The organism is Kosakonia sp. AG348 (assembly GCF_003337365.1).
Taxonomy (GTDB): domain Bacteria; phylum Pseudomonadota; class Gammaproteobacteria; order Enterobacterales; family Enterobacteriaceae; genus Kosakonia.
In genome coordinates this window covers 176,111-197,204 of record NZ_QPJR01000003.1, presented here as the reverse complement: position 1 = coordinate 197,204, position 21,094 = coordinate 176,111, and the positions used below count along the sequence as shown (strand labels likewise).

The window sequence follows — 21,094 nt, the reverse complement described above, 5'->3', positions numbered from 1 at the left end:
CCATTACCACGTCATGCAGGCGGCATTAAAAATCCCACCCGCCAGTGCCGCTGCCCCCATAAATAACCCGGCGGCAGTATTGCTGTTAATTATTTTGTCGCTCAGTTTCGGCATATAGAGACGCACACCGCCGTAAACAAGTAACTGCACCACCAGCGCAATAACACCCCAGATTAAATAATCCGGAATACTCACCGAGTTAATCGCCGCGCTGGAAAGCGGAATAATATAGCCCAGCAGAGAACCACTAAACGCTAACGATGCGGCGACATTATTCTCTTTAATTAATCGCCATTCATCGTGCGGGGTAATGCGCGTATAAACGAAAAGAAAACAGAGCACCATCGCAATGCCAATAAAAAAATAAGAGCAAAACGCCAGCAGCGATCCGAGAATATGCATGTCTAATCCCATAATTAACCAATGACCTTTAATGATGTCAGCGGAATATCCACGCCCAGCGCGCGCGAGTAGATCCACTCCGGCTGGTTTTGCGCATTAAAGGTCTCTTCGCCGTTTAACAGCAAATATTCGAACACGTCAGCGGTGACTTCGCGCTGGTACGCCATCATAAAGTTGTGCACTTCCCAGCTTGCGCCAGCGTGGTTGTTGACGGTTTCCAGCGTATAGACCGGTTCGATATCGCCCCGCTCTTCCGCGTTAAACACGCGCTGCCACTGGCAATCCCGCCAGCGGAGCACGGGTTTGCCCATCGCGTTTGCGCTCAGCATATCGCGCCAGGCTTTTTCGCCGGAAACCCCCGCGCTCTCTTCATACACAAACAGTTTGATGTCATCGATATTGTGCGTTTCCAGACCGCCCGAAGTGCTGATTTGCAGGAACTCATCGCCCGTTGTGTAGTAGCGATGAATCATGCATCCGGCGCCGAGATCGAACGACCCGCACGCGCCAATGGTGTACTCTTCGCCGGGAAGCTGAACCAGCAAATCCTCTTCGCACAGGCGAAACAGCAGCGTATCAATGGTGAAACCCGCGTGCAGATGCAACCCAAGCGGACCTCTTACCGGGGCCGCCGCATCAGGCCGCCCCAGCAGGTTTTTCAGAAAAGAGAGCATCACGGTTTCTGTTGCTGTTGCAGACGCGCCAGCACATCCTGCGCCGAAGTTTTATCGCTGCCACCAATACCGGCCTGCGCCAGTTTTTCGTCGAGATCGCGTCCGTCAGCCACTTTTTCAAGCTGCGTTGCCGCATCCAGTCGGGCCTGGCGTTCAGCCTGACGTGCCTGCAGGCGTTTCAGGGACTCTGCCGCCGTGGCCACATTGTTGGACGCGCCCACGGTGGAGGTAGTGACAGCCTGTTGCGCGCGCTGCATCGCATCGGTGGCTTTAATCACTTCCAGTTGCTGCTCAAACTGCTCAATACGTTGCGCCGTGGCGGTTACCGCTTTTTCAACGGCATCGCGCGACGTTTCAAGATTCGCCAGCACTTGTTCTTCCGCCGCAATGGTATTTTCCAGACGGGCGATTTCGCTGGCGACTTCATTCAGCAAACCGGCATCCACATTTTTCGCCATCGCTTCCAGCGCGCGGGCTTCAAGGCTGGCTTTGCGCTCACGTAAATCGTTGAGTTTGTCGTTGCTCAACTTAACGCGCGCCAGCAGGTCGACGCGGGATTTACCCGCTTTATCCAGCTCAGCGCGCGCGTCGCGAATGTGTTGCTCCAGCATGCGCACGCCCTGCGTCTCTTCAATCGACTCTTCCGCCTGAGCAATAAAGGATTTACCCAGCGTAAACAGGCTTTTTAAAATTCCCATACAACCACTCCCTGACAATGTTATTGGGTAAAATCATCGGTTAGTTCAGCAAGATCCAGCGCGTTTTGCGCAAGCGTGGAGATTTCCAGCAGGATATCGTCGAGCGAGGAGTTAAGCGACAGCGCGCCGAAGGCGACATAATACTCTTCCCCGCCGACAGGCGAGATGCCAACAGACGATAAAGGTAAAAGTTTTTGATTGCGCAGCAGGAAGGCGTTAAAAGCGTCCTGTTGTTTAATTTCACTTAAAGGACAAATATAGGTTTCAATAATTATCTGCCGGGAAGTGAGCAACAGATTTAATTGCAAATCGCCGTAGTCATCCAGTTTAATAATTAACGCATCAGCTTCGTGTTGGATATTTAACGTAAGCGTCGATGATTGCAATAATGCCGCGCCAAGTGTTTCTACAGTCCATGCCATCATTTATACCCTGATTATTCCATCGCAATAAAAGTAAAAAGAGAAAATATCTGCCGGCAAATTCTACCAGTGTTCAGGGCAAAAAAAACCACCCGAATAAGGGTGGTTTTACCGTGCGCTGGAAGTTTAAAGCGCGCGCTGGCGCACCGCTTCAAACAAGCAGATGCCGGTGGCGACCGAGACGTTGAGCGACGACACGCTGCCCGCCATCGGAATGCTGATCAGCTCATCACAGTGCTCACGCGTCAGGCGGCGCATACCTTCACCTTCCGCGCCCATTACCAGCGCCATGCGCCCGGTCATTTTGCTCTGGAACAGGGTGTGATCGGCTTCGCCCGCTGTGCCGACAATCCAGATATTCTCTTCCTGCAACAGGCGCATGGTGCGCGCCAGGTTGGTCACGCGGATCAACGGTACGCTCTCTGCCGCGCCGCAGGCGACTTTTTTCGCCGTGGCATTCAGCTGCGCGGATTTGTCCTTCGGCACAATCACCGCATGCACACCCGCCGCGTCTGCGCTACGCAAACAGGCCCCCAGGTTGTGCGGATCGGTGACGCCATCGAGGATCAAAAAGAAGGGTTGCTCGAGGCTGGCGATCAGATCCGGCAGATCGTTTTCCTGGTACTGACGCCCCGGTTTCACGCGTGCAATGATCCCCTGGTGCACCGCGCCTTCGCTTTTTTCATCCAGATACTGGCGGTTCGCCACCTGGATCACCACGCCCTGCGCTTCCAGCGCGTGGATCAGCGGCAGCAGACGTTTGTCCTCGCGGCCTTTCAGAATAAACACTTCCTGAAAACGCTCCGGGGCGCGCTCCAGCAGGGCCTGCACCGCATGGATGCCGTAAATCATTTCACTCATTGATGGTACTCATTTGGGGCGGTTTCGCCGCGTTATGTGGGCCGTGACACTCATCACTTGCGCTCATTATAACCGACACGCGCCGCAGAAAGTACCTCTGCGGGCTCAGTTGCCGCTTTGCCGAACGTGGTATGGAGTGCGGAATTTCGCTGCACCGTGATGTTTCGCCCGCGCAAAGCGAATGGTTTCGCTTTTGCCCGGTAACTGTTGAACAGCGTTTCCCGGAAACCACGAAAGGTTGAGTGGCGATGTGATGCATCACTTCAGTTAATGACGCAGCGGGTAAATGCCGGAGGACGAATGAGATAAAACAGGCTGGCAGATAATCGTACTGAGCTAATGCGCCGATTTTCCAGGGCTGTTTTATACGCGCACCAATATCGGTGGAAACCGCTCAGAAAAGATAACAACCCGTGGAGTATTGAATAAGTGACGCAGAAAAAAGCCCTTCACGGGAAGGGCTTTGCTGGTATTACTGGGCAGCTTTCTTTTTCGCCGCGCGTTTCGCTTTGGTCGCGGCGGCGATTTTCTGCGTTTTCGCCGACGGTTTTTTGGCTTTTTTCGCTTTGCCTTTTCCACCTTCACCACGGAAGGCGCTGTCTGGCTCGAAATTCACTTTTTTACCCATCTGGCGACGCGGAGGCTTTTTCGCAGAGCCGTTTTTGCCTGCCGAACCTTTTTTCGCTCTTTCACGCTCGGTTTTCCCCACGTTACGCGGGCTGCGCTCACTGGAGATCAGCGAGAAGTCGATCTTGCGCTCATCCATATTGACCGCTTCGACTTTTACCTGCACCCGATCGCCGAGGCGATACGTCTGTCCGCCGGATTCGCCAATCAGGCGCTGACCGATCTGATCGAAGCGGTAGTAGTCGTTGTCCAGCGAAGAGACATGCACCAGCCCATCGATAAACAGATCGTCGAGCCGCACGAAGAAACCGAAGCCGGTAACGCTGGCGATAACGCCCGGGAAGGTGTTGCCGACCTGATCCTGCATAAAGTCGCATTTCAGCCAGTCCGAAACATCACGAGTGGCTTCATCGGCGCGGCGTTCGGTCATCGAACAGTGCTGACCCAGTTGCAGCACCTCTTCCATGCTGTAGTGCCAGCCGCCAGTTTCGGTGCTGTTGCCCTTCAGCCCCTGCTCTTTCGCCAGTAAATATTTAATGGCGCGGTGCAGTGATAAGTCCGGGTAGCGGCGAATCGGTGAAGTGAAGTGCGCATAAGATTGCAGCGCCAGGCCGAAGTGACCGCGGTTTTCCGGATCGTAGATCGCCTGTTTCATCGAGCGCAGCAGCATGGTTTGCAGCATTTCGTGATCCGGGCGATCGGCAATCGATTCCAGCAGCTCGGCGTAATCGCGCGGCTCCGGTTTATTGCCGCCCGGCAGCTCCAGCCCCAGCTCGGCAAGCACAGAGCGGAACGCGGTGATCGCATCGTTGGCCGGTTTATCGTGAATACGGAACAGCGCCGGCTCGTCGGCTTTCTCCACAAAACGTGCTGCGGAGATGTTGGCGAGGATCATGCACTCTTCAATCAGTTTGTGCGCATCGTTACGCTGAGTCTGCTCAATACGCTCAATGCGGCGCTCGGCGTTGAAGATAAACTTCGCTTCTTCGCTCTCAAACGAGATGCCGCCGCGCTCAGCGCGCGCCTGATCGAGCACTTTATACAGGTTATGCAGCTCTTCGATGTGTTTCACCAGCGGCGCGTACTGCTCACGCAGTTCCTGATCGCCCTGCAACATATGCCACACTTTGGTGTAGGTCAGACGTGCGTGGGAGCTCATCACCGCTTCGTAGAATTTAAAGCCGGTTAAGCGCCCTTTTGAGGAGACGGTCATTTCACAGACCATGCACAGGCGATCCACTTGCGGGTTCAGCGAGCACAGACCGTTTGACAGCACTTCCGGCAGCATCGGCACTACTTGCGATGGAAAGTAAACCGATGTGCCACGGTTACGGGCTTCGTTATCAAGCGCGGTGCCGTGACGCACGTAATAACTCACATCGGCAATCGCCACCCACAAGCGCCAGCCACCGCCGCGTTTCTTCTCGCAGTAAACGGCATCGTCGAAGTCGCGGGCGTCTTCGCCATCAATAGTCACCAGCGGCAGATCGCGTAAATCTACACGCCCGACTTTGGCCTCCTCCGGTACTTGCTCTTTCAGCCCGGCGACCTGTTTTTCCACTTCCGGCGGCCACTGGTACGGAATTTCATGGGTGCGCAGCGCCATGTCGACCGCCATACCGGTACCCATGTTGTCGCCAAGCACCTCGACGATTTTACCAATCGCTTTCGTGCGGCGGGTTGGACGCTGCGTCAGCTCAACGACCACCACAAAGCCCATGCGCGCGCCCATAATCTCTTCAGGCGGGATAAGAATGTCGAAACTCATGCGGCTATCATCCGGCACGACAAAACCGACACCTGCGTCGGTAAAGTAGCGGCCAACGATCTGCCCGGTTTTCGGCACCAGCACGCGTACGATACGCGCTTCGCGGCGGCCTTTACGATCCGCGCCCAGCGGTTGCGCCAGCACCTGATCGCCGTGAATACACATTTTCATCTGCTCGCTGGAGAGATAAAGATCGTCTTTGCGGCCTTCAACGCGCAGAAAACCATAGCCGTCGCGGTGACCAATCACCACGCCTTTGAGCAGATCGAGACGTTCCGGTAAGGCGTAGCACTGACGGCGGGTAAAGACTAATTGCCCGTCGCGCTCCATAGCGCGCAGACGGCGGCGCAGCGCTTCTTGTTGCTCTTCACCTTCGATATTGAGTTCGATGGCCAGTTCATCCCGGCTGGCTGGTTTTTCGCGTTTGGCTAAGTGATCGAGGATGAATTCGCGGCTGGGAATGGGGTTGGTATATTTTTCAGATTCGCGTTCGAGGAAAGGATCTTGTGACATTGCGGTTCCTCCGTTGTCAGCTCTGGTGGAAATTTTCGTCATTCCACCAGCAATAATTTGTAAAGCGGTTGATTCTCTTCAACCAAATCGGCCAGCGTATAGTTATCCAGCTCCTTAAGAAAACTTTGCACAGCTTTGGCAAGCGCCTTTTTCAGGCGACAGGCACTGGTAATATGGCAAAACTCGCTGCTGCAATTGACCAGCGCCAGCGGCTCCAGCGAGCGGACAACATCACCAATACGAATATCCTGCGCGGGTTTCCCCAGCCGGATCCCACCGTTTTTCCCACGGACGGCCGCGACGTAGCCTTCACGGCTCAGCTGATTGATTATCTTGACCATATGATTACGGGACACGCCATACGTTTCTGTAACTTCAGTAATGCTGGTCATTTGTCCTGCCGGCAGCGACGCCATGTAAATCAGGGCGCGCAAACCGTAATCGGTAAAGCTTGTTAACTGCACATCAACCTCATAAAAGGGAAAAAGATGAGATACCCGCAGGTATTGACACTATTGATGATAAACCAGCCACCTGTCAGGTCGCTAATTTATTTGAACGGAAGGGTGAAAAAAGCGAAGAAAAAGGGCGCGATTTACGCGCCCTTAAACCACATTATGCGTCGAACGGATCGCGCAGAATCATGGTTTCAGTACGATCCGGACCGGTGGAGATGATGTCGATCGGCACGCCGGTAAGTTCTTCAATGCGTTTGATGTAATTCAGCGCAGCCTGCGGCAGACCGCTGCGATCTTTGACACCAAAGGTCGATTCAGACCAGCCAGGCATGGTTTCGTAAATCGGCTCGATACCTTCCCAGTTGTCAGCCGCCAGCGGCGTAGTGGTGACTTCGCGGCCATCCGGCATGCGGTAAGCAACGCAGATTTTCACCTCTTTCAGACCATCCAGCACGTCCAGCTTGGTCAGGCAGAAGCCAGACAGGGAGTTGATCTGCACTGCGCGACGTACAGCAACCGCGTCCAGCCAGCCGGTACGACGACGGCGTCCCGTAGTGGCGCCATATTCGTTACCCTGCTTGCACAGGAACTCACCGATATCGTCGAACAGCTCGGTCGGGAACGGACCCGCGCCTACACGCGTGGAGTAAGCTTTAATGATGCCGAGCACGTAATCCACGTAACGCGGGCCAAGGCCGGAACCCGTCGCTACACCACCAGCGGTGGTATTGGAGGAGGTCACGTACGGATAGGTGCCGTGATCGATATCCAGCAACGTCCCCTGCGCGCCTTCGAACATCACGAAGTCGCCGCGTTTACGCGCCTGATCCAGCAGATCGGAAACGTCCACCACCATTGCGGTCAGGATGTCGGCAATCGCCATCACATCGTCCAGCACTTTCTGGTAGTCAACCGCTTCCACTTTGTAGAAATTCACCAGCTGGAAGTTGTGATACTCCATCACTTCTTTCAGTTTGTCGGCGAAAGTGGCTTTATCGAACAGATCGCCAACGCGCAGACCGCGACGAGCGACTTTATCTTCGTACGCCGGGCCGATACCGCGACCGGTAGTACCGATAGCTTTCGCGCCGCGCGCTTTTTCACGCGCCACGTCCAGCGCCACATGATAATCAAGGATTAACGGACATGCTTCAGAGAGCAGCAGACGTTCGCGAACCGGGATACCACGGTCTTCCAGTTCTTTCATCTCTTTCATCAGCGCAGCGGGAGACAGCACAACGCCGTTACCGATGATGCTGGTGACGTTTTCGCGAAGAATGCCTGATGGAATAAGATGGAGGACGGTTTTTTCACCGTTGATTACGAGAGTATGGCCTGCGTTGTGACCGCCCTGGTAGCGTACAACATATTTAGCCCGTTCAGTCAGAAGATCAACAATCTTCCCTTTACCTTCGTCACCCCATTGGGTGCCCAGTACGACGACGTTGTTACCCATTTTTTCAAAATCACCGTTTGCTTAAAAATGGATTCTACCACCGCTTTTTTTCAGATTCAGCACTTTTTCTGTGCAAAAATGCCCAAAGAACGCCTCAATTTCGTCAGCCAATCGTTTTCCTCAACATGTAGTAGATAACCACTCCCGCGACCACAAGCCCACCGCCAAATCGACGCAAAAGATGGTCCGGCAGCAGGCTCAGAGAAGCAATCATACGCCGCCATGCTCGCGGATAAAGCATCGGCCCAAGCCCTTCCAGTACCAACACCAGCGCCAGAGCGAGCCAGATTGTCGAATTCATTGCTGATCCTTATAAACACAAAACCACCGCCGGAGAAGGCGGTGGTTTTTACGATGAAAATCGCAGGTTATCTTAACGAGTCGCGGAAGTCGGCGTCTTCATATAACGGAAGAAATCGCTATCCGGGCTAAGCACCATCACATCCTGGTTGCTCTGGAAGCTGCTTTCATAGGCACGCAGGCTACGGATAAAGGCATAGAAGTCCGGATCCTGACTGAATGCATCAGCAAACAGCTTCGCCGCTTCAGCATCACCCTCACCGCGCAGGATGCGCCCCTGACGCTCAGATTCTGCCAGCGTTTTGGTCACTTCGTAATCCGCTGCGGCACGCAGTTTTTCCGCTTCTTCCTGACCCTGTGAACGATGACGACGGGCAACCGCTTCACGCTCGGCGCGCATACGGTTGTAAATCGCATCCGACACTTCAGTCGGCAGGTTGATTTGCTTAATACGCACATCAACCACTTCAATACCCAACGCCGCCATACTGTTCGGGTTGATAACCGGCACTTTACCATTGGTTTCAGCCTGAACGCGCTCAGCCGCTTTCGCGATGGCATCATCGGCAGCAGGCGTCGACACTTCGTCTTCTGTACCGGCAGAACCCGAGTTCAGCGCATCGCGCACTTCGAGCGTCAAACGGCCACGAGAATCGGTAACGATGTCTTTCACGTCCAGACGACCGATTTCAGAACGCAGACGGTCAGAGAACTTACGTTTCAGCAGCACCTCTGCCTGGGAGACGTCACCGCCGCCGGTCGCCAGATAGTAACGGCTGAAATCGCTGATACGCCACTTGATGTAGGAGTCGACGATCAGATCTTTTTTCTCTTTGGTCACAAAGCGATCTGCCTGGTTATCCATGGTCTGGATACGTGCATCAAGCAGCTTAACCGACTCAATAAACGGCAGTTTAAAATGCAGGCCCGGCGCATAAACCAACGGCTTGTTTTCATCATCACGCAGCACTTTACCAAAGCGCAGCGAGATACCACGCTCGCCTTCTTTCACTACAAAGATAGAGGTGTAGAGCACTACCAGCACGATGATGATGATCGCGATAACTGACTTACGCATCGTTATTCCCCCTGACGCTGGTAGTCGTTACGCTGCGCGTTAACGCGGCGTTGGTCCATGATATCTCCCGCAGACGTTGCGGGGGCGCTGTTAGCGCTGCTACTGGAGCTTGACGCTGGCGGCAGACGCAGCAAGTTGTTCGCGCCACTGTTGTCACTCTTTGCCGCAGGAGCGGCGTTACCACCTTTGAGCATCTGATCCAGCGGCAGCACCATCAGGTTGCCGCCTTTATCGTTAACCAGCACTTTGCGGGTATGGCTCAGCACTTTTTCCATGGTTTCGATATACAGACGCTCGCGGGTAATTTCCGGCGCGGCTTTATATTCCGGCAGGATCTTAGCAAAGCGCGCCACTTCACCCTGGGCTTCCAGGATGGTTTGCGTTTTATACGCACGCGCCTCTTCGAGAATACGCTGCGCCTGACCGTTCGCACGCGGCTGAACTTCGTTGGTGTAAGCTTCGGCTTCACGGATGTACTGCTGCTCGTTTTCACGGGCGGCAATGGCATCATCAAACGCGGCTTTCACCTCTTCCGGCGGACGAGCGGCCTGGAAGTTAACGTCCAGCAGGGTAATCCCCATGTTATAAGGGCGAATGGTTTCTTCCAGTTCGCGCTGGGTATCGCTACGAATAACGGTACGGCCTTCGGTCAGAATACGATCCATGGTGTATTTACCGATGACGCCACGCAGCGCGCTGTCCGTAGCCTGACGCAGGCTGTCATCGGCGCTGGTAACGCTAAACAGATAGCGCTCAGGATCGGTAATGCGATACTGCACGTTCATTTCAACGCGCACGACGTTTTCATCAGACGTCAGCATCACGCCAGATGCCGCCAGTTCACGCACGGATTCCACGTTTACGGGCGTCACTTCATCGATAAAGTTCGGTTTCCAGTTCAAACCCGGTTCGACCAAATGGCTGAACTTGCCCAAACGGGTCACCACGCCACGCTCGGCTTCTTTAATGGTGTAGAACCCGGTTGCAGCCCAGATAATAACGACCGCTGCGGCAACGATACCCACAATACGCCCGCTCGCCTGACCGCGTGGGCCAGAAGAACCCGGATTACCGCCGCCGGTGCTTTTACCACCGCCCAGGCCACCAAGTTTTTTACTCAGTTTACGGAAAATATCATCCAGATCAGGTGGCCCCTGATCGCGACCGCCTTTGTTTCCATTTCCCTCAGAGTTGCCGCCTGGTTTGCTGCTTCCCCACGGGTCGCGGTCTTGTCCGTTGTTACCGGGCTGATTCCACGCCATGTATGTGCTCCATATTTATTTGCGGTGTATACCCGGCCTTTGGCGGGCACCCCCAAAGGGGAAAAATCTTCAGGCTGCCGGTCAAACGATGTACTCTTCGAGTGCCGGTTCTTGTTTACAGAGTCGACGCCAGTCGACGATCGGCATACGCACCTGCATACCTACGCTGCCATCGTCTTCCATCCACTCTTTTTCTATTGCCTGAAGCTGGTGAAACCGACTTCTCAGACGCCCTTCCTGCGGCGGTAATCGCAGCGTGTGCTGCGCCACTTCACCCGCAAGACGCTCAGTCAAAGCCTGGAATAACAGTGGTACGCCAACCCCTGTCTGCGCGGAGAGCCAGACACGGATCGGTTTGTTCTCTTCATCCCGGTCAATACGCGGTTCGAAATCATCCAGCATGTCGATTTTGTTCATCACCAGCAGCGTCGGGATATCGTGTGCCTCAATCTCTTCCAGCACGGTGTTCACTGCATCGATGTTTTCCTGTACTCGCACATCGGCGGCGTCAATCACATGCAGTAACAACGTCGCCTGGCGTGTCTCCTGCAAGGTTGCTTTAAACGCGGCAACCAAATCGTGCGGCAAGTGGCGAATAAACCCTACCGTGTCTGCCAGCACCGTTTCACCGACATCCGCGACATCAATACGACGCAACGTCGGATCGAGGGTGGCGAATAGCTGATCGGCCGCGTAGACCTGCGCTTCCGTTATCTGGTTAAACAGCGTGGATTTACCGGCGTTGGTATACCCCACCAGCGAGACCGTTGGAATATCGGCTTTCGTGCGGGAACGACGCCCCTGTTCACGCTGCTTTTCAACCTTTTCGAGGCGCGAGAGGATCTGAGTAATACGATTACGCAACAAACGACGGTCGGTTTCGAGCTGGGTTTCACCCGGACCGCGCAAACCAATGCCGCCCTTTTGTCGTTCAAGGTGGGTCCAGCCACGCACAAGGCGTGTCGCCAGGTGGCGCAACTGCGCCAGCTCAACTTGCAATTTCCCCTCATGCGTACGCGCACGCTGGGCAAAAATATCTAATATCAGACCGGTGCGATCGATGACTCGACATTCGCACAGTCTCTCCAGGTTACGTTCCTGGGCTGGGGTTAGCGCATGATCAAAGAGCACAACAGAAGCGCCCGCAGATTTTACGGCATCCGCAATTTCAACTGCTTTACCTTCACCAACAAAATATTTTGGATGCGGTGCTTTACGGCTACCGGTAATCACCTGCATTGCTTCGACACCGGCGGAAGAGACCAGAGATTCAAACTCCTGGAGGTCTTCCATATCTTTGTCTTGCGAAAAATAGATGTGTACCAGTACCGCCTGCTCACCGGCGTCATAACGGTCAAACAAGCGTAAACCCTCATAAAATACCAGCGGGGAACACAGCTTTACTGGCTCCCCGATCTGGAAAATCAGCCGTCAACCTTATTCGGTCTCTTCGCCTTCCTGCTGTGCAGAGCCCTGCGCGTTGCTACCGTGATGGTAGTTACTGCTGGTACCGCCGCCGGCATTGTTGCTGTGATGAGAAACCGGACGAGATGGAACAACAGTTGAAATCGCGTGCTTATAGACCATCTGACTGACCGTGTTTTTCAACAGGATCACGAACTGATCGAAAGACTCAATTTGCCCTTGCAGCTTAATACCATTCACCAAATAAATTGAAACTGGAACACGTTCCCGACGCAGTGCGTTCAGGAACGGATCTTGTAAAGATTGCCCCTTAGCCATTCTATCTTTTCCTTATATGCTTGTTTTGTACTTAGAACTCGTAAGTTCTGAAAACTGCGTAAAAATTTGCGCGCCATACGACTTAATTGTACACATTCACCCTGCGATAGCACTAACAACCTGTAGCACGTCACGGTAAGACTTTTCCGGCTTTTCACTCTCTAACCAGTGAACGCCATCCCAGCCCCGCAACCAGGTTATCTGCCGCTTGGCTAACTGCCTCGTCGCGCAAATACCTCGATAAACCATTTCATCGTATGAAATTTCGCCTTCAATGTATGACCACATCTGGCGGTATCCCACACAACGAACGGAAGGCATATCCGTATGCAAATCACCACGAGCAAAAAGCGCCCGCACTTCTGCTTCAAAACCTGAAGCCAACATCTGATGAAAACGCTGCTCGATTCGTTGATGGAGCAGTTCACGGCTCGCCGGGGCGATGGCGAACTGATGCACCTGGTAAGGCAGAGCGTCTCCTGACGTTTGCGTCAGATCCGTTAAAGTTTTACCCGAAATGAAAAAAACTTCCAGTGCCCGGGAAAGCCTTTGCGGATCATTTGGATGAATCCGCGCTGCGGCAACGGGATCGATCTCCCGCAACTGCTGATGCAACACTTCCCATCCCCGCTCTGCCGCCTGTTTTTCAATGTCTGCTCGCACTTGCGCGTCTGCCGACGGAAGAGGCGATAACCCTTCCAGTAGCGCCTTAAAGTAGAGCATCGTACCGCCCACCAGCAGAGGAATTCGCCCTGCATCGGTTATCTCTTTCATCTCCGCCAGCGCATCGCGGCGAAAATCAGCGGCGGAATAGGCTACCGCCGGATCGAGAATATCCAACAACCGGTGCGGCGCAGCCTGTAACTCTTCCGCGCTCGGCTTGGCGGTACCAATATCCATTCCCCGATAGATAAGGGCTGAATCTACGCTTATCAACTCTACTGGCAAAACTTTACGAAGCTCAATGGCTAATGCGGTTTTGCCGGAGGCCGTGGGCCCCATCAAAAAAATAGCCTTCGGCAGGCCAGCCTTACTCACTTCACTCATTTTTCAGGGCGTTCATCGCCTTTTGTAAATCAACAGGTTGTAATAAACCATCCGGCGGGGTCTTCACCAGATGCGGACAAAGCCGTTCAACGTCGGCAAGCAGGGTTATCGCCTGCGCCACACTCCATTGTGGATGCTCACTCGCCAGCTGGCGCGCCAGCCAGTGAGCAATATTCACCGCATCAATGCTTGTCTGCTGCGCCAGGTAGCCTATCAGAGCGGGAATCAAGATTTGTAAATTTTGTTGGCGCAAGGGTAAAGGCACTGCGCGAATGGTCACGTGTTGTCCATCGGGAACAAATTCGATGCCCATTTCCGCAAGCACTGCCTGGGCACGCTTCAATACGGCGCTCTCTTGCGCAGAGATTTTTAAACGCACCGGAATCAATAACGGTTGACCGCAGGCAGGCGCGTGGTCTGGCGACAGTTGTGCATGGCGCAGCCAGCGTTCAGCAACCGGCAGCGCCAGTAGTGCCAGTTTTCCGTCCCGCTCAAGTAGCGCAAAATGCGGCGCAATAAGCGTTAATACACGACCAAAACTCTGGCTGTGCCCGTCCAGTGCCGGAGCGACAGGCGCCACGTTTTCATTTTTACGTTCGACAACCGGGGTTTCCAGCAATTGCCGATACAGCGCCCCCTGCTGTTTCTGATAACCCGGCTGAGCGTTAGGCCACGGTTGAGCCCCTGCGGTATTGCTACGCGCTCCCCCAGAAGAAGGAGTGGAAACACGCGGTGCTGGCGGCTCGCGAGCGATCAGCGGTTCAGCAAACTGGTTACGCCCTGCCGCGACACGGTTTTCCGGCAGCGCTCTTGGCGCGGGTTCTTCAGAAAGCGGTAACGGTGTTTCTATCTGCTGTTGCAGCACACTTAACACGCCCTGGTAGATAAAATCATGTACCAGGCGCGACTGATGAAAGCGCACTTCATGTTTTGCCGGATGGACATTCACATCCACTTGATGCGGATCGATTTCCAGATAAAGCACAAACGCAGGCTGCTGATCCGCGCCCAGCTTATCTTCACATGCCTGGCGAATGGCGTGGTTTATCAGCCGGTCGCGCATCATGCGGCCATTTACATAGCAATACTGGATTTCAGCGAAAGCGCTGGAGGTACTTTTGGGGTCGGCCACCCAGCCGCGCAGGGCTAGGTCACCATGCTGCCATTCAATGGCCAGCGCCTGCTCTAAAAATGCCGTACCGCAAATCGCGCCAAGGCGGCGCTCTTTCTGCCCCCCTTCAGCAACCGCTCGATACTGACGCACCAGTTTACCGTTGTGATTGAGGTTAATGGTGACATCAAAACGCGCCAGTGCGATACGGCGGATAACTTCATCGATATGGCCGAACTCGGTTTTTTCCGTGCGCATAAATTTGCGCCGCGCCGGCGTGTTGTAAAACAGATCCAGCACTTCGAGCGTCGTGCCCACCGGGTGCGCAGCGGGTTTCACCGTCACCGCCATCTCGCGCCCTTCGGCATAAGCCTGCCAGGCTTCTTGCTGTTCGGCTGTACGGGAAGTCAACGTTAAACGGGAAACCGAGCTGATACTCGCCAGCGCTTCGCCGCGAAAACCAAGACTGATAATCGCTTCCAGGTCATCCAGAGAGGCAATTTTACTGGTGGCATGACGTGCCAGCGCCAGCGCCAGCTCCTCTTTTTTGATGCCGACACCGTTATCACGGATACGAATTAACTTCGCGCCGCCGCGCTCGATATCAATATCAATGCGCGTTGCGCCAGCATCAAGGCTGTTTTCCACTAACTCTTTCACCACCGACGCAGGGCGTTCAACCACTTCGCCCGCGGCGATCTGGTTCGCAAGCTGTGGCGGTAGAACCTGTATCGGCATGAAATAAATCCTTAGTTAAGCAGCCCGTTAGCAGATGAGCCCGCACTGGCGGTTTGCCCGCCGCTCTGCGGCGAGGATTGCAACGGATGTGCGAGGAAATAGTTACGCAGCCCACCGTAAATCGCTTCGGCAATTTGTTGCTGGTAGGCATCGCTTCCCAGTAGCCGCTCTTCGCTGCTGTTACTGATAAAGCCTGTTTCGACCAGCACCGACGGAATATCCGGTGAGCGCAGAACGCCAAGGCTGGCGTGTTCCGGGCGGCGTTTATGTAATGCACCGATACGCTGAAGCTGGCTGAGCATACTGGTGGCGACATCATAGCCTACGCGCTGCGAATGGCCGAACTGTAAATCCAGCACCGCCTGGCTCAAATAAGGGTCAGACTGGCTATTTGCCAGCACATCGCCCGCGCCGCCAAGCAGCTCGGATTGTTTCTCATGCTGCTCCAGCCAGCCCGCCATTTCACTGTTTGCACGGCGGTTAGACAGCACCCATACCGAAGCGCCGGTTGCATCGCGGTTAGGCGCGGCATCGGCATGGATCGAAACCAGAAAGTTTGCATTCTGCTTACGCGCCACGTCGGAGCGGCCCATCACCGAAATAAAGTAATCGCCATCGCGAGTCATGACCGGTTTGAACATGGGGTCACCATTCAGTAACGTCCGCAGTTTCCGCGCGATAGAGATAGTGACGTTTTTCTCCTGCGTTCCCCCTGCGCCAATCGCGCCGGGGTCCTGACCGCCGTGCCCGGCATCGATGGCAATCACTACTTTATCGCCAGAAACCGCGCGCGACTGCATCGCAGGCCGCGTGATGGTATTACTGCTGGTGACGCTGGTGATGCGATCGTTTTCGCCTTTAAACGGGTTGCGTCCCGGTGCCGTTTGTTGCGGCATAACCGCCGGGGTTTCTGCGCGTTTCACTACCACTTTTGGCGGCGGTGGGGGCGGAGGAACATCAGCATCAATGGTAAAGACGACAGTGTAGCCCGCTCCGCTTTGCTGTTTCACCGCGCGGGTTTTGCCGTTCTGCGTCAGATCCACCACCAGCCGAATCGACTGGTTGTCCTGTGCGGTACCGGCACGAATGCTTCTCACCAGATTATTGCCACTGAACTGCAGCGGCAGACCCTGAATCACGCCGGTCTGCTTGATGTCCAGCGCAACGCTGCGCTTGCCCTGCTGCGAAAACGAATAGTCAGGATCGCCCATAAAACTGAAGGTAATACGCGCCTGGCTATCGCCATTCGACACCTGAATATCCGCTAAACTCGCCGCACTCACCTGTGTACACAGCAGTAACAAAGCGAGTGCCAACCAACTTTTCACGCGACAGATCATTCCGTCATCCTTCCGGTTAACCGGCCATACGTGCCAGTAACGAATCGCCAGATGAGGATACAGCGCTAATGCGCGCCTCACGCCCCTGCGCCTGGTAATCTAAATGGATTTCGACATCCGGGTCAGGCAGTACACCCGCACCTTGTTGCGGCCACTCGACCAGACAAATCGCATCGTTGGCAAAATAATCACGGATCCCCATAAATTCCAGCTCCTCCGGGTCCGCAAGGCGGTACAAATCGAAGTGATACACCATTAATTTATCGAGGGTGTAAGGTTCAACCAGTGTGTAAGTCGGGCTTTTGACATTGCCGTTATGGCCTAAAGCCTGCAGAAATCCCCGGCTAAAGGTGGTTTTACCTGCACCAAGATCGCCATATAAATAAATCACTGTCGCGCCGTCGCAGGCCTGCGCCACACGCTTGCCGAGATCCAGTGTTGATTGCTCGTCAGGTAAAGGAATAACTCGATTAATCATCTTCTGTTTCAATTACATCCGGGTTAACAACACGCAACAGCGTGCTAAAAAGATCGGTTGCCAGCATGCCTCGCTGGCCGTGCTGCACCGCCAGGCGATCCGCCGCCGCGCCGTGCGCGACACAGCCGGCGCAGGCCGCGTCATACAGGCTCAATTTTTGCCCCAGTAGTGAACCGATAATGCCCGACAGCACATCGCCCATTCCGCCACTTGCCATCCCGGCGTTACCGGCATCAATAATGCCCGTTTCGCCATCGTCGCTCGCGATAACCGTACCCGCACCTTTCAGCACGACAACACCTGCGTAACGTTTTACCAGACGCCGCGCGGAAAGTAAGCGGTCGCTTTCAATTTCTGCCACGCTACAGTTAAGCAGGCGAGCGGCTTCGCCGGGGTGCGGCGTCAGAACGCGATTGTGACGTTTATCGGGATTGATTGCCAGAAGGTTCAGCGCATCCGCATCCCATAACATCGGTTTGCGAAAATTTTCCACTTTCTGGAGCGCCTTTTTACCCCACTCCAGTTGCCCAAGACCGGGGCCAATGACCACCACATCTGCCCATTCAAGGCTCTCATCCAGCGACTCGGCGGTGAGTTCGTGCACCATCAATTCCGGACGCGCGGTAATAATGGGCGCAATATTCTCGCTACGTGTCAGAATCCGCACCAGGCCAGCGCCTGTGCGCAACGCAGCTTCTCCCGCCATGCGCACCGCGCCAGCCGTTCCGTGATCGCCACCGATAATCACCAGCCGCCCGAAATCACCTTTATGCGAAGTGGGTCGCCGTGGCGTAAACCATTGGGTAAGCAGGGTGGCATCAAAACGGGAAATTGATGTTTGCTGGCCTGAAAGCCAGGCGTCAAGCCCCAACGCATGGTGATGTAATTGACCAACCACATCGCGCGCTTTGCCCGTTAGCAAACCAGGTTTAAGGGCGATAAACGTCACCGTATGACGCGCCTGCATCACCGCACCAGTGGCCGCGCCGGTTTGCGCATTCAGGCCAGAGGGAATATCCAGAGCCAGCACGGGAGCCGGGTGCGCATTGGCATGATCAATCAGCGCCGCCACATCATCGCGCGGCGCACTGGTCAGCCCGGTGCCAAGCAGCCCATCAATTATGAGATCAACCTGTTCCGGCCACAGAACGTCAGCCGCATGGATCTCGCCACCCGCGTTGAGCCACGCCTCGCGCGCCTGCGCGGCCTCTTCCGGCAGCGGTTTGTTGCTTTCCAGCGCCAGCAGCGTCACGGAAAGCCCCGCCGCTGCGGCTAAACGCGCCACCACATAGCCGTCGCCACCGTTATTACCGTGGCCGCAAAGCACAAGCCAGCAACGCGCATCAGGAAAGTATTCCCGCGCAATGTTGAACGCCGCTTCTCCCGCGCGCTGCATCAGTTCATAAAGCGTAATGCCAAGGCTATCCGCCGCCTCTTTTTCAGCGCGTCTGAGGTCCTCAGCAGGCCAGACAGAGTGTGGTATACTTGCTGCGATTTTCTTCATTGTATGGTCCGTCATGTCAGAACCCCTCGATCTCAATCACTTAGCGCAACAAATCAAACAGTGGGGCACTGAACTGGGTTTTCAGCAGGTCGGTATTACCGATACCGATCTCAGCGCCAGCGAACCTGCGTTACAGGCATGGCTGGATAAACAATATCACGGCGAGATGGAGTGGATGGCGCGTCACGGCATGATGCGCGCCCGTCCCCACGAGCTTCTCCCCGGCACGCTACGTGTAATCAGCGTGCGAATGAACTACCTTCCCGCACAAGCGGCCTTCGCCAGCACGTTGAAAAACCCGACGCTTGGCTATGTCAGTCGTTATGCGCTGGGCCGTGATTACCATAAGCTGCTGCGCAACCGGTTAAAAAAGCTCGGCGAGCTGATCCAGCAGCAATGTGCTTCGCTGAATTTTAGACCTTTTGTCGATTCTGCGCCCATTCTCGAGCGCCCGCTGGCGGAAAAAGCCGGGCTTGGCTGGACAGGTAAGCACTCACTTATCTTAAGCCGTGACGCTGGCTCGTTCTTTTTCCTTGGCGAGTTATTGATCGATTTACCGCTTCCCGTCGACCAACCGGTGGAAGAAGGCTGTGGCCGCTGTGTGGCCTGCATGACCATCTGCCCGACCGGGGCAATTGTTGAACCCTATACGGTCGATGCCCGGCGCTGCATTTCTTACCTCACCATTGAGGTGGAAGGGGCTATCCCAGAAGAATTTCGTCCGCTGATAGGTAACCGTATCTACGGCTGTGACGATTGTCAGTTGATCTGCCCGTGGAACCGTTTCTCTCAGTTAACCGAAGAAGAGGATTTCAGCCCGCGTAAAGCGCTGCACGCTCCAGAGTTGATTGAACTGTTCGGCTGGACCGAGGCGTATTTTTTGAAAATTACTGAGGGTTCGGCCATACGCCGTATTGGTCATCTGCGCTGGCTGCGGAATATTGCCGTCGCGCTGGGGAATGCGCCGTGGGACGTTGCCAATATTCAGGCACTGGAACAACGTCTGGGTGAGCACCCACTTCTCGACGAACACATACAGTGGGCGATTGCGCAGCAAATTGAGAAGCGTAACGCCTACGTGGTGGAAGTCCAGACGTCGAAAAAACAACGGCTGGTTCGGGTGGTTGAAAAAGGGTTACCGCGCGATGCCTGAGCCATCCACAGCTTGTGAATAAAATTAAAAACACATTACGATTCAACGTTCACAAAATCGTCAAGCGATCGCGTTAACAGTTTGAAATGTTATTTTCTTATTTATTTTCAACGCATTAAAAGAAAATCGTTTGCTTATCGAAGTAATCGTTGTGTTGCGAATGAAAGGCTCGCCTGTGGATAAGTCTGTTCACAAACGTTTAGCGAAGACAATAAAAAACGTCCCCAACGAGGAAACCCGCTGTGGATAATTTATTGGATTTGAAAATTTGGAGCGGGAAACGAGACTCGAACTCGCGACCCCGACCTTGGCAAGGTCGTGCTCTACCAACTGAGCTATTCCCGCATACTTATCTGGTTTGGCTTGCTTGCCGTCACCAGTAAATCTGGATGGTGCGTGCCTTTCGGCATTTCAAATTTGGAGCGGGAAACGAGACTCGAACTCGCGACCCCGACCTTGGCAAGGTCGTGCTCTACCAACTGAGCTATTCCCGCATATTTATCTGGATTCAACGTCAATGCCGAAGCCAGTAAATCTGGATGGTGCATTTCAAATTTTGGAGCGGGAAACGAGACTCGAACTCGCGACCCCGACCTTGGCAAGGTCGTGCTCTACCAACTGAGCTATTCCCGCTTATCATCGATTTTTCAGTAAGTTGCTTATGCTTTTCACTAAAATTTCGTGATGCCGTGTTGCACATTTCTGTGTCTTCACGGGAGGCGCATTATACGAGAAATCCTTCCTGCTGCAAGCCCCCGAAAGCAAATTTTCGCTTTTTTTGTTCAAGTGCCGATTTAATCGACAAAACGCGCATTTTTCCAGCAAAGTCGCGCGGTTAGTGGCTTACAGAGCCGAAGCTAAAATTTCCGGCTCCGCGCCGCTTTTGTATTACAGCTTAATAAAATGCTCGCGATAGTAAGCAAGTTCCGCCACCGATTCGCGAATATCATCCAGCGCCTGATGCGTGTTCTGCTTTTTCAGCCCTTCAAGCACTTCCGGTTTCCAGCGGCGCGCCAGCTCTTTCAACGTGCTGACATCCAGGTAGCGATAGTGGAAATAGGCTTCGAGCTCCGGCATGTACTTAAACAGAAAGCGGCGATCCTGGCCGATACTGTTGCCGCAAATCGGCGATTTCCCCGCAGGTACCCACTCTTTCAGGAACGCTATAGTCGCCAGTTCTGCCGCACGGTCATCCAGTTGGCTGGCCTTGACGCGATCCACCAGGCCGCTACCGGTGTGCGTACGTACGTTCCAGTCATCCATCAGCGCTAATTGCGCGTCGGATTGGTGAACGGCAATTACCGGACCTTCCGCCAGAATGTTGAGGTTTGCATCGGTCACCAGCGTCGCGATTTCAATAATGCGATCGCGCTCGGGATCTAACCCCGTCATTTCAAGATCGATCCAAATGAGGTTGTTTTCATTTGCGCTCATGCTATTTTCCACCCTTCTCGCGTAACT

General features: G+C 54.4%; 20 protein-coding genes and 3 tRNA genes. 1 reads left to right on the top strand and 22 read right to left on the bottom strand.

Annotated elements, in window-relative coordinates; translation table 11 throughout:
- Positions 1-3 precede the first annotated feature (3 nt).
- The 18 genes from DFO56_RS08010 to nnr form a co-directional block, all read right to left on the bottom strand.
- On the bottom strand, positions 4-402 hold the full coding sequence (locus tag DFO56_RS08010; protein WP_020456240.1) for a DUF350 domain-containing protein: 399 nt from the start codon (positions 400-402) through the stop codon (positions 4-6).
- 14 nt (positions 403-416) lie between these two features.
- Positions 417-1,076, bottom strand: coding sequence for a DUF2491 family protein (locus DFO56_RS08005; protein WP_020456239.1), 660 nt, complete (start codon positions 1,074-1,076; stop codon positions 417-419).
- Positions 1,076-1,774 (bottom strand): PspA/IM30 family protein, encoded by a 699-nt coding sequence (locus tag DFO56_RS08000; protein WP_020456238.1) that lies wholly within the window; start codon positions 1,772-1,774, stop codon positions 1,076-1,078. Before DFO56_RS08000 ends, DFO56_RS08005 begins: the two co-directional genes overlap by 1 nt.
- Before the next feature lie 20 nt (positions 1,775-1,794).
- Positions 1,795-2,196, bottom strand: a complete 402-nt coding sequence (locus tag DFO56_RS07995) for a YjfI family protein (protein ID WP_045513726.1) — start codon at positions 2,194-2,196, stop codon at positions 1,795-1,797.
- Positions 2,197-2,322: 126 nt separating this feature from the next.
- On the bottom strand, positions 2,323-3,057 hold the full coding sequence (gene rlmB, locus DFO56_RS07990; RefSeq protein WP_045513728.1) for a 23S rRNA (guanosine(2251)-2'-O)-methyltransferase RlmB: 735 nt from the start codon (positions 3,055-3,057) through the stop codon (positions 2,323-2,325).
- A 472-nt stretch (positions 3,058-3,529) separates the two neighbouring features.
- A complete protein-coding gene (gene rnr, locus DFO56_RS07985) occupies positions 3,530-5,965 on the bottom strand; it encodes a ribonuclease R (protein ID WP_045513730.1) in 2,436 nt (811 codons plus the stop codon).
- 38 nt (positions 5,966-6,003) lie between these two features.
- Positions 6,004-6,429 (bottom strand): nitric oxide-sensing transcriptional repressor NsrR, encoded by a 426-nt coding sequence (gene nsrR, locus DFO56_RS07980; protein ID WP_020456234.1) that lies wholly within the window; start codon positions 6,427-6,429, stop codon positions 6,004-6,006.
- Positions 6,430-6,580: 151 nt separating this feature from the next.
- Entirely contained in the window at positions 6,581-7,879 is a 1,299-nt protein-coding gene (gene purA, locus DFO56_RS07975) for an adenylosuccinate synthase (RefSeq protein ID WP_017459166.1), read from the bottom strand.
- 103 nt (positions 7,880-7,982) lie between these two features.
- Entirely contained in the window at positions 7,983-8,180 is a 198-nt protein-coding gene (locus tag DFO56_RS07970; RefSeq protein WP_017459167.1) for a DUF2065 family protein, read from the bottom strand.
- A 72-nt stretch (positions 8,181-8,252) separates the two neighbouring features.
- A complete protein-coding gene (gene hflC, locus DFO56_RS07965) occupies positions 8,253-9,257 on the bottom strand; it encodes a protease modulator HflC (RefSeq protein WP_020456232.1) in 1,005 nt (334 codons plus the stop codon).
- Between the two features lie 2 nt (positions 9,258-9,259).
- Positions 9,260-10,519, bottom strand: coding sequence for an FtsH protease activity modulator HflK (gene hflK, locus DFO56_RS07960; protein WP_020456231.1), 1,260 nt, complete (start codon positions 10,517-10,519; stop codon positions 9,260-9,262).
- A gap of 81 nt (positions 10,520-10,600) precedes the next feature.
- Positions 10,601-11,881 (bottom strand): ribosome rescue GTPase HflX, encoded by a 1,281-nt coding sequence (gene hflX, locus DFO56_RS07955; protein ID WP_045513732.1) that lies wholly within the window; start codon positions 11,879-11,881, stop codon positions 10,601-10,603.
- Between the two features lie 75 nt (positions 11,882-11,956).
- Positions 11,957-12,262 carry an RNA chaperone Hfq gene (gene hfq / locus DFO56_RS07950; RefSeq protein WP_017459171.1) on the bottom strand — a complete coding sequence of 102 codons (306 nt, stop codon included), beginning with the start codon at positions 12,260-12,262 and terminating at the stop codon, positions 11,957-11,959.
- A 96-nt stretch (positions 12,263-12,358) separates the two neighbouring features.
- Positions 12,359-13,309: a tRNA (adenosine(37)-N6)-dimethylallyltransferase MiaA gene (gene miaA / locus DFO56_RS07945; protein WP_045513734.1), complete on the bottom strand. Its 951-nt coding sequence runs from the start codon at positions 13,307-13,309 to the stop codon at positions 12,359-12,361.
- The gene (mutL, locus tag DFO56_RS07940; RefSeq protein WP_045513736.1) at positions 13,302-15,158 is read right to left on the bottom strand and encodes a DNA mismatch repair endonuclease MutL; all 1,857 of its coding nucleotides are present in this window, start codon (positions 15,156-15,158) and stop codon (positions 13,302-13,304) included. The genes miaA and mutL overlap by 8 nt, the downstream gene beginning before the upstream one ends.
- Positions 15,159-15,169: 11 nt before the next feature.
- Positions 15,170-16,498 (bottom strand): N-acetylmuramoyl-L-alanine amidase AmiB, encoded by a 1,329-nt coding sequence (gene amiB, locus DFO56_RS07935; RefSeq protein ID WP_020456227.1) that lies wholly within the window; start codon positions 16,496-16,498, stop codon positions 15,170-15,172.
- Positions 16,499-16,514: 16 nt separating this feature from the next.
- A complete protein-coding gene (gene tsaE / locus DFO56_RS07930; RefSeq protein ID WP_017459175.1) occupies positions 16,515-16,976 on the bottom strand; it encodes a tRNA (adenosine(37)-N6)-threonylcarbamoyltransferase complex ATPase subunit type 1 TsaE in 462 nt (153 codons plus the stop codon).
- Entirely contained in the window at positions 16,969-18,495 is a 1,527-nt protein-coding gene (nnr, locus tag DFO56_RS07925; protein WP_045513738.1) for a bifunctional ADP-dependent NAD(P)H-hydrate dehydratase/NAD(P)H-hydrate epimerase, read from the bottom strand. The genes tsaE and nnr overlap by 8 nt, the downstream gene beginning before the upstream one ends.
- Here nnr and queG point away from each other — a divergent pair.
- Complete coding sequence (queG, locus tag DFO56_RS07920) at positions 18,494-19,633, top strand: tRNA epoxyqueuosine(34) reductase QueG (RefSeq protein WP_045513740.1); 1,140 nt, start codon at positions 18,494-18,496, stop codon at positions 19,631-19,633. The two genes, nnr and queG, sit on opposite strands and share 2 nt — an antisense overlap.
- A gap of 269 nt (positions 19,634-19,902) precedes the next feature.
- Here the strand turns inward: queG and DFO56_RS07915 are convergent.
- The 4 genes from DFO56_RS07915 to orn form a co-directional block, all read right to left on the bottom strand.
- Positions 19,903-19,978, bottom strand: a tRNA-Gly gene (locus tag DFO56_RS07915).
- Between the two features lie 73 nt (positions 19,979-20,051).
- Positions 20,052-20,127: transfer RNA gene (locus DFO56_RS07910), tRNA-Gly, on the bottom strand.
- Between the two features lie 63 nt (positions 20,128-20,190).
- Positions 20,191-20,266: transfer RNA gene (locus DFO56_RS07905), tRNA-Gly, on the bottom strand.
- A gap of 255 nt (positions 20,267-20,521) precedes the next feature.
- The gene (gene orn, locus DFO56_RS07900) at positions 20,522-21,067 is read right to left on the bottom strand and encodes an oligoribonuclease (RefSeq protein ID WP_020456224.1); all 546 of its coding nucleotides are present in this window, start codon (positions 21,065-21,067) and stop codon (positions 20,522-20,524) included.
- Between the last annotated feature and the right edge of the window lie 27 nt (positions 21,068-21,094).

Excerpts from the sequence above, each read along its gene's own strand:
- DFO56_RS08010 (WP_020456240.1), bottom strand. The coding sequence starts at position 402 with ATGCATATTCTCGGATCGCTGCTGGCGTTTTGCTCTTATTTTTTTATT.
- DFO56_RS08005 (WP_020456239.1), bottom strand. The coding sequence starts at position 1,076 with ATGCTCTCTTTTCTGAAAAACCTGCTGGGGCGGCCTGATGCGGCGGCC.
- DFO56_RS08000 (WP_020456238.1), bottom strand. The coding sequence starts at position 1,774 with ATGGGAATTTTAAAAAGCCTGTTTACGCTGGGTAAATCCTTTATTGCT.
- DFO56_RS07995 (WP_045513726.1), bottom strand. The coding sequence starts at position 2,196 with ATGGCATGGACTGTAGAAACACTTGGCGCGGCATTATTGCAATCATCG.
- rlmB (WP_045513728.1), bottom strand. The coding sequence starts at position 3,057 with ATGAGTGAAATGATTTACGGCATCCATGCGGTGCAGGCCCTGCTGGAG.
- rnr (WP_045513730.1), bottom strand. The coding sequence starts at position 5,965 with ATGTCACAAGATCCTTTCCTCGAACGCGAATCTGAAAAATATACCAAC.
- purA (WP_017459166.1), bottom strand. The coding sequence starts at position 7,879 with ATGGGTAACAACGTCGTCGTACTGGGCACCCAATGGGGTGACGAAGGT.
- DFO56_RS07970 (WP_017459167.1), bottom strand. The coding sequence starts at position 8,180 with ATGAATTCGACAATCTGGCTCGCTCTGGCGCTGGTGTTGGTACTGGAA.
- hflC (WP_020456232.1), bottom strand. The coding sequence starts at position 9,257 with ATGCGTAAGTCAGTTATCGCGATCATCATCATCGTGCTGGTAGTGCTC.
- hflK (WP_020456231.1), bottom strand. The coding sequence starts at position 10,519 with ATGGCGTGGAATCAGCCCGGTAACAACGGACAAGACCGCGACCCGTGG.
- hfq (WP_017459171.1), bottom strand. The coding sequence starts at position 12,262 with ATGGCTAAGGGGCAATCTTTACAAGATCCGTTCCTGAACGCACTGCGT.
- miaA (WP_045513734.1), bottom strand. The coding sequence starts at position 13,309 with ATGAGTGAAGTGAGTAAGGCTGGCCTGCCGAAGGCTATTTTTTTGATG.
- mutL (WP_045513736.1), bottom strand. The coding sequence starts at position 15,158 with ATGCCGATACAGGTTCTACCGCCACAGCTTGCGAACCAGATCGCCGCG.
- amiB (WP_020456227.1), bottom strand. The coding sequence starts at position 16,498 with ATGATCTGTCGCGTGAAAAGTTGGTTGGCACTCGCTTTGTTACTGCTG.
- tsaE (WP_017459175.1), bottom strand. The coding sequence starts at position 16,976 with ATGATTAATCGAGTTATTCCTTTACCTGACGAGCAATCAACACTGGAT.
- queG (WP_045513740.1), top strand. The coding sequence starts at position 18,494 with ATGTCAGAACCCCTCGATCTCAATCACTTAGCGCAACAAATCAAACAG.
- nnr (WP_045513738.1), bottom strand. The coding sequence starts at position 18,495 with ATGACGGACCATACAATGAAGAAAATCGCAGCAAGTATACCACACTCT.
- orn (WP_020456224.1), bottom strand. The coding sequence starts at position 21,067 with ATGAGCGCAAATGAAAACAACCTCATTTGGATCGATCTTGAAATGACG.